Source organism: Alterinioella sp. B-7, assembly GCF_056857775.1.
Genome location: NZ_JBSXNT010000039.1, coordinates 719157 through 732728 on the forward strand (window position 1 = coordinate 719157; position 13572 = coordinate 732728).

At 65.5% G+C, this 13572-nt stretch carries 13 protein-coding genes; 10 read left to right on the plus strand and 3 right to left on the minus strand.

Features of this window, described 5'->3' with window-relative positions; all coding sequences use genetic code 11:
- The first annotated feature begins 131 nt into the window (after positions 1–131).
- The 5 genes from ccoN (at position 132) to AC13C7_RS18575 (ending at position 4328) form a co-directional block, all read left to right on the plus strand.
- Positions 132–1736 carry a cytochrome-c oxidase, cbb3-type subunit I gene (gene ccoN, locus AC13C7_RS18555; protein ID WP_482868449.1) on the plus strand — a complete coding sequence of 535 codons (1605 nt, stop codon included), beginning with the start codon at positions 132–134 and terminating at the stop codon, positions 1734–1736.
- Between the two features lie 13 nt (positions 1737–1749).
- The gene (ccoO, locus tag AC13C7_RS18560; protein ID WP_482868334.1) at positions 1750–2583 is read left to right on the plus strand and encodes a cytochrome-c oxidase, cbb3-type subunit II; all 834 of its coding nucleotides are present in this window, start codon (positions 1750–1752) and stop codon (positions 2581–2583) included.
- Between the two features lie 15 nt (positions 2584–2598).
- Positions 2599–2805 carry a cbb3-type cytochrome c oxidase subunit 3 gene (locus tag AC13C7_RS18565; protein ID WP_482868335.1) on the plus strand — a complete coding sequence of 69 codons (207 nt, stop codon included), beginning with the start codon at positions 2599–2601 and terminating at the stop codon, positions 2803–2805.
- A complete protein-coding gene (gene ccoP / locus AC13C7_RS18570) occupies positions 2802–3710 on the plus strand; it encodes a cytochrome-c oxidase, cbb3-type subunit III (RefSeq protein ID WP_482868336.1) in 909 nt (302 codons plus the stop codon). The genes AC13C7_RS18565 and ccoP overlap by 4 nt, the downstream gene beginning before the upstream one ends.
- 189 nt (positions 3711–3899) lie before the next feature.
- Complete coding sequence (locus AC13C7_RS18575; protein WP_446120892.1) at positions 3900–4328, plus strand: hypothetical protein; 429 nt, start codon at positions 3900–3902, stop codon at positions 4326–4328.
- Between the two features lie 22 nt (positions 4329–4350).
- Here the strand turns inward: AC13C7_RS18575 and AC13C7_RS18580 are convergent, their stop codons facing one another.
- On the minus strand, positions 4351–5055 hold the full coding sequence (locus AC13C7_RS18580) for a DUF2270 domain-containing protein (RefSeq protein WP_446120894.1): 705 nt from the start codon (positions 5053–5055) through the stop codon (positions 4351–4353).
- Between the two features lie 224 nt (positions 5056–5279).
- On the opposite strand from AC13C7_RS18580, the gene ccoG reads away from it, so the two are divergent.
- From ccoG to ccoS, 4 genes are read left to right on the plus strand one after another with little or no spacing between them, the layout of a single operon-like run.
- Positions 5280–6707, plus strand: a complete 1428-nt coding sequence (gene ccoG, locus AC13C7_RS18585; RefSeq protein ID WP_482868337.1) for a cytochrome c oxidase accessory protein CcoG — start codon at positions 5280–5282, stop codon at positions 6705–6707.
- A 4-nt stretch (positions 6708–6711) separates the two neighbouring features.
- Entirely contained in the window at positions 6712–7191 is a 480-nt protein-coding gene (locus tag AC13C7_RS18590; RefSeq protein WP_172320019.1) for a FixH family protein, read from the plus strand.
- 6 nt (positions 7192–7197) lie between these two features.
- Entirely contained in the window at positions 7198–9375 is a 2178-nt protein-coding gene (locus tag AC13C7_RS18595) for a heavy metal translocating P-type ATPase (RefSeq protein ID WP_172320018.1), read from the plus strand.
- Positions 9376–9383: 8 nt separating this feature from the next.
- Entirely contained in the window at positions 9384–9542 is a 159-nt protein-coding gene (ccoS, locus tag AC13C7_RS18600) for a cbb3-type cytochrome oxidase assembly protein CcoS (RefSeq protein WP_172320017.1), read from the plus strand.
- 3 nt (positions 9543–9545) lie between these two features.
- Here the strand turns inward: ccoS and AC13C7_RS18605 are convergent, their stop codons facing one another.
- Entirely contained in the window at positions 9546–10757 is a 1212-nt protein-coding gene (locus AC13C7_RS18605; protein WP_482868338.1) for an MFS transporter, read from the minus strand.
- 101 nt (positions 10758–10858) lie between these two features.
- A complete protein-coding gene (locus AC13C7_RS18610) occupies positions 10859–12394 on the minus strand; it encodes a D-alanyl-D-alanine carboxypeptidase family protein (RefSeq protein WP_482868339.1) in 1536 nt (511 codons plus the stop codon).
- Positions 12395–12676: 282 nt separating this feature from the next.
- On the opposite strand from AC13C7_RS18610, the gene hemF reads away from it, so the two are divergent.
- A complete protein-coding gene (hemF, locus tag AC13C7_RS18615) occupies positions 12677–13555 on the plus strand; it encodes an oxygen-dependent coproporphyrinogen oxidase (protein ID WP_482868340.1) in 879 nt (292 codons plus the stop codon).
- Positions 13556–13572 lie beyond the last annotated feature (17 nt).

Consider the following 13572-nt stretch of genomic DNA (forward strand, 5'->3'; position numbering starts at 1 on the left):
CATCAACCCTATCCTTTCCGGCAATTTGACATGGATCAAGGTCTCCATCGCCCTAAAACGCGATTTGAGATCATACGGAACACTCCGGAAGGCTTTCGAGTCGCAACCGGGGGTAGATGAAGGGACGATCCATGCTGGATTATGTGAAGCTTTTGATCCTCGGCCTGGTTGTGATCAGCGCCGCGATCGCGGCCAATTACGCGCTCGACGTGGGCTATATGGTGCACGCCATCATCGTGATGATCACCGCGGCGGGCCTGTTTCTGTGGCAGTTGCGCCGCACGGATGAGCCGGTACCCGCGGCGGTGCTGCAAACCGAATACATGGATGGGCCCGTGAGATGGGGCGCCATCCTGACCGCGTTCTGGGGCGTTGTCGGCTTTCTGGTCGGCACGTTCATCGCGTTTCAGCTGGCTTTTCCGCAGCTCAATTTCGAATGGGCGCAAGGCTATCTGAATTTCGGACGGCTGCGGCCCCTGCACACCTCGGCGGTGATCTTCGCCTTTGGCGGCACCGGGCTGATCACGGCAAGTTTCTACATCGTGCAGCGCACAACGGCGGCGCGTTTGTGGGGTGGCGGGCTGGCCTGGTTCGTCTTCTGGGGCTACCAGTTCTTCATCCTGCTGGCCGCGACCGGGTACCTGATGGGCGTCACGCAGAGCATGGAATACGCCGAGCCCGAATGGTATGTCGATATCTGGCTGACCGTGGTCTGGGTGGCGTTCCTGGCTGTCTTCATGGGCACGCTGATCAAGCGGAAAGAGCCGCATATCTACGTCGCCAACTGGTTCCTTCTGTCCTTCATCGTCACCGTGGCGATGCTGCATGTGGTCAACAACCTGGTGGTGCCGGTGTCGATCTTCGGCTCGCGCTCGGTCCACGTGATGGCCGGCGTGCAAAGCGCGATGACCCAGTGGTGGTATGGCCATAACGCCGTCGGCTTCTTCCTGACCGCGGGCTTCCTGGGCATGATGTACTACTTCATTCCGAAGCAGGCCGAGCGTCCGGTCTACTCCTACAAGCTCAGCATCATCCACTTCTGGGCGCTGATCTTCCTCTATATCTGGGCGGGTCCGCACCACCTGCACTACACCGCGCTGCCGGATTGGGCCTCGACCCTTGGCATGGTGTTCTCGGTCGTGCTGTGGATGCCCTCCTGGGGTGGCATGATCAACGGGTTGATGACGCTGTCTGGGGCCTGGGACAAGCTGCGCACCGACCCGGTGCTGCGGATGATGGTGACCTCGATCGCGTTCTACGGCATGTCCACCTTCGAGGGGCCGATGATGTCGATCCGGGCGGTCAACAGCCTGTCGCATTACACCGATTGGACCATCGGGCACGTGCATTCCGGCGCGCTTGGCTGGAACGGGCTGATCACCTTCGGGATGCTCTACTACCTGTTCCCGAAACTGTGGAACCGTGAGCGTCTCTACAGTCTGCGCCTGGTCTCGTGGCATTACTGGCTGGCGACGATCGGCATCGTCCTCTACGCGGCATCCATGTGGGTGACCGGGATCATGGAAGGGTTGATGTGGCGCGAAGTGGATGCGCAGGGCTTCCTCGTGAACTCCTTCGCCGACACCGTGGCGGCAAAGTTCCCGATGCTGGTCGTGCGTGGCCTGGGTGGCGTGCTGTTCCTCGGCGGGTCGCTGATCATGGCCTACAACCTCTGGATGACCGTTCGCAAAGGCGTTGCTGCTGCACCCGCCCGCGCCGCGGCCCCGGCAGAATAAGGAGGGTCGGAGAATGGCCAACAACAACGACGATAACGACAAGATCCTCGACCCCGAGCGCGACCCCAATGTCTCGACCGTCTCGGACATCCCCGAGGAGGTTCCGAACGAGTTGCCGCATCAAAGCTGGTTCCTGAACAAGCACGGCAAGATCGAGCGCAACGCGACCCTTCTGCTGGTGCTCAGCCTCGCGGTGGTGTCGGTGGGCGGCATCGTGGAAATCGCACCGCTCTACTACCTGGAGAACACCATCGAGGACGTAGAAGGCATGCGCCCCTATTCCCCGCTGGAGCTGCAGGGGCGCGAGATCTACATCCGCGAGGGCTGCTATGTCTGCCACAGCCAGATGATCCGCCCGATGCGGGACGAGGTCGAGCGCTACGGGCATTACAGCCTCGCGGCGGAATCGATGTATGACCATCCGTTCCAGTGGGGATCGAAGCGGACCGGGCCGGACCTGGCGCGCGTCGGCGGGCGCTATTCGGACGAATGGCATGTCGATCACCTGACGGACCCGCAATCGGTGGTGCCGGAATCGATCATGCCCTCCTACGGGTTCCTGGCCGAAACGGTGATCGAGCCGACCTATATCGCCGACCTGATGGAGACGCATCGCATCGTGGGCGTTCCCTATACCGACGACATGATCGAGAACGCGGCCTATGACTTTGTCGAACAGGCCACCGATTTCGGCGATGACGCGGTGGTGGAACGCTATCCGAACGCACAGCAGCGCGATTTCGACGGCAACCCGGAAGTGACGGAAATGGATGCGCTGATCGCCTATCTGCAGATGTTGGGCACCCTGGTCGATTTCTCGACCTTCACGCCCGATGAAAGCCGCTGAGGAGGAGGGAACGTCATGAACGATACCTATACCATCATGCGGGTCTTCGCCGGAAGCTGGGGCCTGTTGTTCATGTTCACGGTCTTCGTGGTGGCGGTCGTCTTCACCTTCCGCCCCGGAAGCCGGAAACTGCACCAGGACAGTGCCAACATCCCCTTCCGCCATGACGACAAGCCTGCAAGGTCGCCCGCGGCCAGCCAGAAGACGGAGGCGCGGCAATGACCGACAAGCACATCCCCGACCCTGAAGAACAAGAACTGCAGGAGGGCGATCCCCGCACCACGGGCCATGTCTGGGACGGGATCAAGGAGTTCGACAACCCGATGCCGCGCTGGTGGCTCTGGACGTTCTACTTGACCATCTTCTGGGGCATCGCCTATACCATCGCCTATCCGGCCTGGCCGCTGATCAACGGCGCGACGGCGGGTCTGCTGGGGTATTCGACCCGCGGCGAGGTGGCGGAGGAAATCGCCGAGTTCGACGCGATGAACGACCCGATCCGGGCGCGTATCGAGGAGGTCGAGCTGGCCGCGATCACGCCGGACGAGAACCCCGACCTCTACAACTTCGCGGTCCAGGGCGGCGGCGCGATCTTCCGCACCTGGTGCGCGCAGTGCCATGGCTCGAACGCGGCGGGCGCGGTGGGGTATCCCAACCTTCTGGATGACAACTGGCTCTGGGGCGGCTCGCTGGACGAGATCTACTACACGATCAGCCACGGTATCCGCAACGAGGACGATCCCGATGCGCGCTGGTCGGAAATGCCCGCGTTCGGCGACGTCCTGAGTGACGAGGAAGTCTCCCAGGTGGTGCAATATGTCCGTAACATCTCGGGGCAGGAATATGAGGCGGAGCTGGCCGCTGCCGGCGAAGAGGTCTACCTGAACAACTGCTCCGCGTGCCACATGGAAGACGGCACCGGCGAAAGGGCCCTGGGCGCGCCCAACCTGACCGATGCGATCTGGCTTTATGGCGGCGATGAAGAGGCGCTGGAATATACCGTGCGCAATTCCCGCTTCGGGGTCATGCCGCCCTGGTCGGCGGAAGCCTCGTCCGCGGGCCGCCTGTCGGAAGCCGAGCTTCGCTCGGTGTCGATATACGTCCACTCGCGGGGCGGCGGGGAGTAGTCCCCGACAAGAGACCCGGTGGCCCGTTCGCGCGGGCCACCGGTAGATGCCGGTTCTGGTCCTGTTCGCGCGTTTCCTACAGAACCGGCATCACCTTACCTCAAAAAAAACGAAAATCGTCTAGATTCAGACCTATCCCCGACGTTTTCGTTGCCAGTGTCGCCGTCGGATCAATCTAGGAAACGCGCAATGAATACACTTGATACCAAGCTGGCCCGCTTTCTGGCCGACGATGCAGGCGCCGTCACGGTGGACTGGGTCGTGTTGACCGCTGGACTTGTCGGGCTTGGCCTGGCGACAACGGCGGTGGTGTCCGCCGGGGTCGAGGATGTCTCGGGCGACACATCCGGCGTCATGACCGATTATGAAATCGAAACCAGCTTCGGCGTTGACTGGGCACGCCAGCAATGGGACGCCAGCAATCCCGGCATCTATGACAGCTATTCCTCTTGGATGGCCGGGTTCGACGACGCGCAATTGCTGGCGCATATGAACAACATGGAGCAATACGCCTCCTACCCGGCGGGATCGGGTCACCCCTATGACACCTATCACGACGAGTTCTTCATCGCGCGGGACGAGGCCATCGCGCGCGGCCTGGTCGCGGCCCCGTCCTGACCGGGAAAGGGCGGCGCAGCGCCTATCCCATCTGCCCGCCCTTTTCGCCACGCAGGCGCACCTTCTTGCGGTCGGTCAGGGACACCCAGATCGCCAGCGCCGCCAATGTGCCGCAATAGATCACGCCGATCAGCAGCACGATGATGCCCGGCACCGGGCCGATATCGGCCCGGTCGACGAATTGCTGAAAGCTCTGCGCCTGCATCGGGTGGATCATCAGCTTGCCGACATAGGCAACGGCCTGGATCAGCAGGATCCAGACATAGTTGCGCCGCACCCGCCGCGCCATCGAAGTGATGAACCCGATATGGTACTGCGGCCGCAGGTAATCCTCGGCCAGGATCGCCTGCCAGTTCTCTTCCGTGTGCAGATCGCCGCCATCGCGCAGCATCGGCGCGTAGAAATGCGTCTCCAGCCAGCGCGACCGCGCCCGCCAGACGTTGAAATAGCGATAGCGCCGCGCCTCCAGCGCCAGGAACAGCAGCATAAGGATACCGACCAGCAAGAGCGGCAGGGGCGACGCCTCGGGCGTTGCGAAGGAGATCGAGAGCGCCACGCCAAGCGTCACCACGGCCCAGTTCGTCGTCGTGTCCAGCCGCGTGCGCCAGATCGTGCTGCGATAGATCTCGCCGCGATAGAGATGCGCGATGGCCCCGATCTCGGCGGCGGTGAATTCCTGCGCGCAGTCGGGGTTGCGTTTCTCGGGCCTGCCCTGGGTGTCGTCCATATCGCTTCATCCTGTTCGTCGCGTGCCCCACCTTGGCACAGAACGCCCCCCTGCGACAAAACCTTCGCGCGGCTGGAATTCGGTGCAGAGGAGGTCTAGTTTCGGCCTGTCTGACAGTTGCGCCATGCGGGTGCGGGTTTGATCTGGGTCAAGGCTGCGTGACGTGGTGCTGCCTAGAAGCGACAATAGCCCCGATCCCGCCTCCCAAGGAGCGTCCCCCGCGCATGAGTTCCAGTGACCAGCCCCAAAGCCTCTATGCGGCCCGTGAGCCGATCTTTCCCAAGCGCGTCAAGGGCCCGTTCCGTAACCTGAAATGGATCATCATGGTGGTGACCCTGGGCATCTATTACCTGACGCCCTGGATCCGCTGGGATCGCGGCCCGTCATTGCCCGACCAGGCGGTGCTGATCGACCTGGCCAACCGGCGCTTTTTCTTCTTCTGGATCGAGATCTGGCCGCATGAGTTCTATTTCGTCGCGGGCTTGTTGATCATGGCGGGGCTCGGCCTGTTCCTGTTCACCTCGGCGCTTGGCCGGGTCTGGTGCGGCTATGCCTGCCCGCAGACGGTCTGGACCGATCTGTTCGTACATGTCGAACGGTGGGTCGAGGGCGACCGCAACGCGCAGCTTCGCCTGCTGAAAGCGCCCTGGACCGCCCGCAAGGCGCGGCTGCGCGTCACGAAATGGACCATCTGGCTCTTGATCGCGGTGGCGACCGGCGGGGCCTGGGTGTTCTATTTCACCGACGCGCCGACGCTGCTGGTGGACCTCTTCACCCTCAACGCGCATCCGGTGGCCTACACCACCATCGCCATCCTGACCGCCACCACATTCGTTTTCGGCGGCTTCATGCGCGAGCAGATCTGCAATTACATGTGCCCCTGGCCGCGCATCCAGGCCGCGATGATGGACGAGGACACGATCACGGTTGCCTATCGCGACTGGCGGGGCGAGCCGCGCGGCAAGCATCGCAAGGGCGCGGATGCCGACCAGCTTGGCGACTGCATCGACTGCATGGCCTGCGTCAATGTCTGCCCGGCGGGGATCGACATCCGCGACGGGCAGCAGATGGAGTGCATCACCTGCGCGCTCTGCATCGACGCCTGCGACGACATCATGGCCAAGATCGGCAAGCCGCGGGGCCTGATCGACTATATGGCGCTGACCGACGAGACCAACGAGCGCGCGGGCAATCCGCCGAAATCGGTCTGGCGGCACATCTTCCGGCCCCGCACCATCATCTACACCGTGCTCTGGTCGGCGATCGGCATCGCGCTGGTGGTGCTGCTCTTCATCCGCTCCGAGATCGACATCACGGTCGAGCCGGTGCGCAGCCCGACCTTTGTGACCCTCAGCGATGGCTCGATCCGCAACGCCTATGACCTGCGCCTGCGCAACATGGCCAATGAGGATCGCGTGTTCGAGATCACCCTGACCTCCGAGGCCGACCTGGCACTGGACCTTGAGGGGGCCGAGGGGGATCGCGTCACCGTGCCCGCCGACAGCACGCAGCAATTGCGCGCCTATGTGACAGCCGAGCCGGGCGATCCCGCGGCCGAGGCCGACCGGACGGATTTCCGGTTCTGGGTGGAAGATGCGATCAGTGATATCAGGGCCTACCAGGATACAGTCTTCGACGGCACAGGGGAGTGACGGCATGAGCGACGAGGAAAAACGCCCCCGCGAACTGACCGGCCGCAAGGTGCTGCTGATCTTTGTCCTGGGCTTCGGCCTGATCATCGGCGTCAACCTGTTCATGGCGTTCCAGGCCGTGCGCACCTTTCCGGGGCTCGAGGTCTCGTCCTCCTATGCCGACAGCCAGGATTTCGACATTCGCCGCGAGGCGCAGGAGGCGCTTGGCTGGACCGCCGAGGTCGAGGTCGATGTGGAGGAGGGCATCCTGACCCTGCATCTGCTGGAGGCCGATGGCAGCCCGGCGCTCCCGGCGGAGCTTGTCGCGCTCCTGACCCGGCCCACGAGCCGGGTCGATGATCAGGAACTGGAATTGACCCGTGAACGCGGCGCCCTTACCGCGCCGGTCGATATCGCGCCGGGGCGCTGGCGGTTGCGGTTGACGGGCACCGCGCGCGACGGCACCGATTACCGCCACAACATCACCTTCACGATCCGCGAGTAGGCCGATTTGACCGCCAGCCTCACACATCCCCGCCCTGCCGCCTGTCCGGCCTGCAATGCCGCCCCGGCGGCGGAAGCGCTGGCCGCCAAGCCGGTCGATGCGCGGCTGATGCTGTCGCTGCCGGGCATCCATTGTGCCGGCTGCATCTCGGGCGTCGAACGCGCGCTGGAGGGCGTGGCGGGGGTGCGCGCGGCGCGGGTGAACCTGACCCTGAAACGGGCGGCGGTGGAGGCGGGGCCGGAGATCACCGCCGGTGACCTTGTCGCGGTGCTGGAGCGCGCGGGCTACGAGGCGCATGAGCTGGACCCCGGCGTTCTGGCGGCGACCGAGGCCGACAAGGGCGCACGCGACCTGCTGATGCGGCTCGCCGTGGCGGGCTTTGCGATGATGAACGTGATGCTGCTGTCGGTCGCGGTCTGGTCCGGGGCCGAGGGCGTGACGCGCGACCTGATGCATTGGGTGTCGGCGGCCATCGTGCTGCCCGCCATCGTCTTCACCGGGCAGCCCTTCTACGTCAATGCGTGGTCGGCGCTTCGGGCGGGGCGGCTGAACATGGATGTGCCGATCACGCTGGCGATCCTGCTGGCCGTGGCCACGTCGCTCTATGAAACGATCATGTCGGGCGAACACGCCTATTTCGACGCGGCGATAGCGTTGACCTTCTTCCTGCTGGCGGGCCGCTACCTGGATTACCGCACGCGGGCCACGGCACGCTCTGCCGCGCAGGAACTGGCCGCGTTGGAGGTGCCGCGCGCGATCCGGCTGCGGGACGGGGTCGAGGAAACCGTGGGCATCGCCGATCTGGCCCCCGGGGATGTCGTGCTGGTGCGTCCCGGCGGGCGTATCCCCGTCGATGGCACCGTGACCCAGGGCAAATCCGAGATCGACCGCGCGCTGATGACGGGCGAAAGCCTGCCCGCCTATGCAGGCCCCGGCAGCGCCGTTTCGGCGGGTGAGGTCAACCTGACCGGCCCCTTGCGGGTCGAGGTCACGGCGGCGGGCAAGGACAGCTCTCTGCACCGCATCGCCGACCTGGTTGCCATCGCCGAAAGCGGGCGCAGCCGCTACACCTCGCTGGCCGATCAGGCCGCCAAGCTTTACGCGCCGGGGGTGCATATCATGGCCGCGCTGGCGGCTGTCGGCTGGTATCTCTACACGTTCGACCTGCGCATTTCGCTGAATATCGCCGCCGCCGTGCTGATCATCACCTGCCCCTGCGCGCTTGGCCTTGCCGTGCCCGCGGTGACGACGGCGGCATCGGGCAGGCTGTTCCGCAAGGGCATGCTGATCAAGGACGGCACCGCGATGGAGCGGCTGGCCGAGGTCGATACGGTGGTGTTCGACAAGACCGGCACCCTGACGCTCGGTATTCCGCAGCCGGTGGGGTTGGAGGGGCTTTCGGACGCGCAGGCACGGGTGGCACTGGCGCTGGCGCAAGGCTCGTCGCATCCGCTGGCGCAGGCCCTGGCCGCCGGTCTTGCAGGGCGGGAGGCCGAGGCGCTGGACGGGTTGCGCGAGGTTCCGGGCTACGGGGTCGAGGCGATGTGGAACGCGACGCCCGTTCGTCTCGGGCGCGCGGCGTGGGTTGGGGCAGAGGCGCCCGATGTCACCGCGACCTTCCTGCAGATCGGCGATGCGGAGCCTGTCGCGCTCACCTTCACCGACAGCCTCCGCCCCGGCGCACGGGAGGCACTGGACGGGCTCAAACGGGCAGGGCTGCGGGTGATGCTGATCTCGGGCGATACGCGCGGGGCCGTGCGGCGCTTTGCCGACGAGATCGGGATCGAGGAGGTCTTGGCCGAGGCGCTGCCCGCCGAGAAGGCCGCGCGCATCGCGGCGCTGTCCGAGGACGGCGCGAAGGTTCTGATGGTCGGTGACGGGCTCAACGATACGGCGGCGCTGGCGGCGGCGCATGTCTCGATCTCGCCCGCCTCGGCGCTGGATGCGGCGCGGGTGGCCTCGGACATGGTGCTGTTGGGGAAAGACCTGTCACCGATTGCCGATGCGTTTGATACCGCCGTGAAAGCGCGCAAGCGGATCCGGGAAAACTTCTCGATCGCCACGGTCTACAACATCGTCGCGGTGCCCTTCGCGGTTGCGGGCTTCGCCACGCCGCTCGCCGCCGCCTTGGCGATGTCGGCCAGTTCGATTACCGTGTCGCTGAACGCGCTGCGGCTGAAATAGGGGCTGTCATGGATATTCTGGTGATCCTGATCCCGGTCTCTCTGTTCCTGGGGGCGCTTGGGCTGGTGGGGTTCTTCTGGCTGCTCAGAAAGGGCCAGTTCGATGACCCTGACGGCGATGCCAACCGCATCCTGCGCGACGATTACGACGATCATCCGAAACAGTGAGGCTCAGACCTGCTCGGCGCGGGCCAGCGGCCCCGGTTCCTCGCGGATGGGCAGGTGGATGAGCGCGGCCAGCAGGCCAAGCGCCACGGCGGCCCACCACATCGGCGTATAATCCTGCGTCAGGTCATAGATGCGCCCGCCCAACCACGCGCCGATGAAGCTGCCCGACTGGTGGCTGAGAAAGACCAGCCCGGCCAGCGTCGACAGGAACCGCAGCCCCTGCGTCTGCGCGACCAGCCCCATCGTCAGCGGCACGGTCGAGAGCCACAGAAGCCCCATGATGGCCGAGAAGATCAGGACGCTGGCCTCGGTCAGTGGTAGCAGGATGAAGGCGGTGATGACCACGGCGCGGGCCAGGTAGATGCCGCTCAGCACCTTTTTCTTGGAGTAGACCTGCCCCGACCAACCCGACAGGAACGAGCCCGCGATGTTGAACAGCCCGATCAGGGCCAGCGACAGGCCGCCGACCCAGGCGGCGAGATTGGCGTCGATCACATAGGCGGGCAGGTGGGTCTGGATGAAGGCGACGTGAAAGCCGCAGACGAAGAAGCCGAAGAAGAGGCACAGGTAACTGCGGTCGCTGAACGCCGTGGCAATGGCGGTGCCGAAGGCGCCCGCGCCAGACCCGGAGGCCGTGGGGGCAGAGACCCGCGCGATGAAGACGAGGAAGGGCAGGATCAGGGCAAAGCTCGCCCCGATCAGCAAGAGGGCGGGTTGCCAGCCGACGCCGCCGATCATGAAGGTGGCAGTGGGGGCCGAGACGAACATGCCAAGCGATGCCGCCGCCGTGCCGAGCCCCAGGATGAAGCTGCGCCTGTCGGGCGTCACGATCTTGCCAAGCGCGCCGATGACGATGGGAAAGGAGGCCGCGCCGGTGCCTGCGCCGACCAGCACGCCGGTCAGCACGAAACCGGTCGGATCGGTGATCACCCCGCGCAGGGCAAAGCCCGCGCCTGCGCAAACGGCCCCGAAGGCCAGCACCCGCGCCGTGCCGTATCGGTCGGCCACCGCGCCCGCGACGGGTTGCGCAAAGCCCCAGGCCAGCGCCTGCACCGCGACCGAGAGCGAGAACACCTCGCGCCCCCATCCAAGCTCGGCGGACATCGGCGCGAGGAAGACGCCGAAGGTGGCGGCGAACCCGAAACCCAGGAAGGCGACCATGCAGCCCGCGAAAATGGCGGCGTTCAGGCGCGCGGTGTCTTGCTGGCGTGTCATGGCAGGCGTTCCCCACGGGTCTGGCCAATGCGCGGGTCGGCATCGGCCATTCTGCGGCGCAGGCTACACGCGGCGCTGGGTTTGGCAATCGCGAATGGCGATTACGGGCCGTAGGTGGTGCAGGTCACGTTGCGCGACATCAGCCGGGCACAGGCGCGTTCGGCGGCCTCCTCGCTCATGCCGGCAAACTGCGCCTCGAAGCCGCCGGGCCGGTTGACCACGTTGCGCAGTGCCTCGCCAAAGGTCGACAGCTCGGTCAGCGCGGTCTGCAGGAGCAGGCGTTCGGCGGCGTTGCGGGAAGGGTGGCGGCCAAGCGAGACGCCGTAGAGCCGGGTGCCTGTGGATGAGGCGCGGGTCACGATTTCCTGCTGTGGCGGTTCGGGATCGGGGTCGATGACGGCCAGTTCGATCTCGGCGGAATCCACCGAAGGGATCTCGGGACGCGGGACCGGGATGACCGATGGCGTTTCTGCCGCGGTCCGGGTTTCCGCGACCTCCAGCAGTTCTTCGGGCGCGGCCGGCGCTGTCGCGCCCTCCGCGGTCGGGATGGGGGCCTCGGCCTCCTCGGCGCGGGCCAGCACGATGTCAGGCTCCTCGGGCAAGTCGTCGGGCCGGGGCGTCGGCAGGTTCTCGGCGATCTCCTCGGCCACCTCCTCGGTCGGCGGGTCGGTCAGCGCGTCTTCGACGGCATGCTCGACGGCGGCCAGCAATTCCGGCGCGACCTCGGGCAGTTCGTCCTGGGTGCCGGGGCGGGGCAGGGGGCGCAGGCTGCTGGTGACGGCCCCGGTCGCGCGGATGCTGCTGCCGACGCGGTCATCATCATCATAGACCGGCAGTTCCGGGCGGCGCACCGTGGCCGTCGAGGGCGCGCGGGCAAAGCCCATGTCCAGGAGTTCCATGATCCGTTCATTGCGGGTCGCGGTCGAGCGGCCACCGAAGACGGTGGCGATGATCCGTTCCTGGCCGCGCTCGGCCGAGGCGACAAGGTTGTAGCCCGCCGCGCGGGTGTAGCCGGTCTTGATCCCGTCGGCCCCGCGATAGGCATCCAGGAAGCGGCGGTTGGTGTTGCGCACGGTGGCAATGCCCGCATCCGCCGAGCGGCGCGAAAAGAGGTTATAGTATTGCGGATAGTCGTAGAAGAGGCGCCGCCCCATCGTGGTCATGTCGCGCGCCGTGCTCAGGTGCCCGTTCTCGGTTAGGCCATGGGCATTGCGGAAGGTCGTGCGGTTCATGCCAAGCGCGATGGCGGTGCGGTTCATGCGGCGGGCAAAGGCGGCCTCGGAGCCCGAGATCGCCTCGCCGATGGCGGTGGCGGCGTCATTGCCCGAGCGCACGGCGGCGGCTCGGATCAGGTAGCGCAGGCGAATGCGCGTGCCTGCCTGAAGGCCAAGCCGCGAAGGTGGTTCGGAGGCGGCATTGCGCGAAATGGTCACCTCGGTATCCAGCGTGATTTCGCCCAGGCGGATCGCCTCGAAAGCGATGTAGAGCGTCATCATCTTGGTCAGCGATGCGGGGTGCAGGCGGGCGTCGGCGTTGCGGCTGTGCAGCACCTCGCCGGTGCGCGCGTCGATCACCATCGCCGCATAGGGCGCGGCATGGGTCGCACGCGGTGCGAGTACCAGCGCGCTGAACAGCACACATACCCCAACAAGGGTGAAAAGGAGCGGTCTTCGGATCACGAAATTGCTCTGTCTACCTCGGGATGCCGTCTGTTGCGGCGATTGAGAAAACCCTAGGCGATTTCCGCAGCCAAATCCATCATAAAGCGGCGTCCAAATGTGGCGATTTCAAGGCAATTTCGGAAAGGCGCAGATTTTGGCCCCGGCGCGCGGCGTGGCCGCTACATCTGTGCCTTGCGGCACTGGACGGGGCCGGGGCGCTGCGGCACTCTGTGCCCTGGTATGAAGGAGGTCCGGCTCATGAGTAACCCGTTTGACGTCCGAAAGGCGCGCGCCGCCGCCTGGTTCGCCGAATTGCGCGACGAGATCGTCACCGCCTTTGAAGCCCTTGAGGAAAGCCAGCCGGACGAAGCCCCCGCCGGGCGATTCGAGGTGACGGAGACACGCCGCGCCACCGAGGACGGATCGGACGCGGGTGGCGGCGTGATGAGCGTGATGCGCGGGGGCCGGGTGTTCGAGAAGGTCGGCGTCAATATCTCCACCGTCTATGGCAACCTGGGCGCGGCGGCGCAAAAGGCGATGGCCGCGCGCGGCGTGCCGGGGATGGAAGAGGATCCGCGCTTCTGGGCCTCGGGGATCAGCCTGGTGGCGCATATGCAGAACCCGCATTGTCCCGCCGTCCACATGAATACGCGGATGTTCTGGACCCCGCATGCCTGGTGGTTCGGCGGCGGGTCCGACCTGAACCCCTGCATCGAATATGCCGAGGATACCGAACATTTCCACGCCGTGCAGGCGCGCTACCTGGCCCCGCATGGCGAGGCGCTTTATCCCGAGTTGAAAGCCTGGGCAGACGAGTATTTCTTCATTCCCCATCGCGGGCGCGCGCGCGGCGTCGGCGGGGTCTTCATGGATGACCGCAACAGCGGCGACTGGGAGGCCGATTTTGCCTTGACCCAGGATATCGGCCGGGCCTTCCTGCCGGCCTATCTGCCGATCATCGAGACGCGGCGGGGAATGGACTGGGGAGACTCGGAGCGCGACACGCAGCTGATCCATCGCGGCCTCTATGCCGAATACAACCTGGTCTATGATCGCGGCACCAAGTTCGGGCTGGCCACCGGGCATGACGCGAACGCGGTGCTGATGAGCCTGCCGCCACTGGCGAAATGGGTCTGACAGGAGCTTCGCCGCGC

What these genes read in the sequence shown, in the direction of transcription:
- ccoN (WP_482868449.1), top strand. Translation starts at nt 132, where the DNA reads ATGCTGGATTATGTGAAGCTTTTGATCCTCGGCCTGGTTGTGATCAGC.
- ccoO (WP_482868334.1), top strand. Translation starts at nt 1,750, where the DNA reads ATGGCCAACAACAACGACGATAACGACAAGATCCTCGACCCCGAGCGC.
- AC13C7_RS18565 (WP_482868335.1), top strand. Translation starts at nt 2,599, where the DNA reads ATGAACGATACCTATACCATCATGCGGGTCTTCGCCGGAAGCTGGGGC.
- ccoP (WP_482868336.1), top strand. Translation starts at nt 2,802, where the DNA reads ATGACCGACAAGCACATCCCCGACCCTGAAGAACAAGAACTGCAGGAG.
- AC13C7_RS18575 (WP_446120892.1), top strand. Translation starts at nt 3,900, where the DNA reads ATGAATACACTTGATACCAAGCTGGCCCGCTTTCTGGCCGACGATGCA.
- AC13C7_RS18580 (WP_446120894.1), bottom strand. Translation starts at nt 5,055, where the DNA reads ATGGACGACACCCAGGGCAGGCCCGAGAAACGCAACCCCGACTGCGCG.
- ccoG (WP_482868337.1), top strand. Translation starts at nt 5,280, where the DNA reads ATGAGTTCCAGTGACCAGCCCCAAAGCCTCTATGCGGCCCGTGAGCCG.
- AC13C7_RS18590 (WP_172320019.1), top strand. Translation starts at nt 6,712, where the DNA reads ATGAGCGACGAGGAAAAACGCCCCCGCGAACTGACCGGCCGCAAGGTG.
- ccoS (WP_172320017.1), top strand. Translation starts at nt 9,384, where the DNA reads ATGGATATTCTGGTGATCCTGATCCCGGTCTCTCTGTTCCTGGGGGCG.
- AC13C7_RS18605 (WP_482868338.1), bottom strand. Translation starts at nt 10,757, where the DNA reads ATGACACGCCAGCAAGACACCGCGCGCCTGAACGCCGCCATTTTCGCG.
- hemF (WP_482868340.1), top strand. Translation starts at nt 12,677, where the DNA reads ATGAGTAACCCGTTTGACGTCCGAAAGGCGCGCGCCGCCGCCTGGTTC.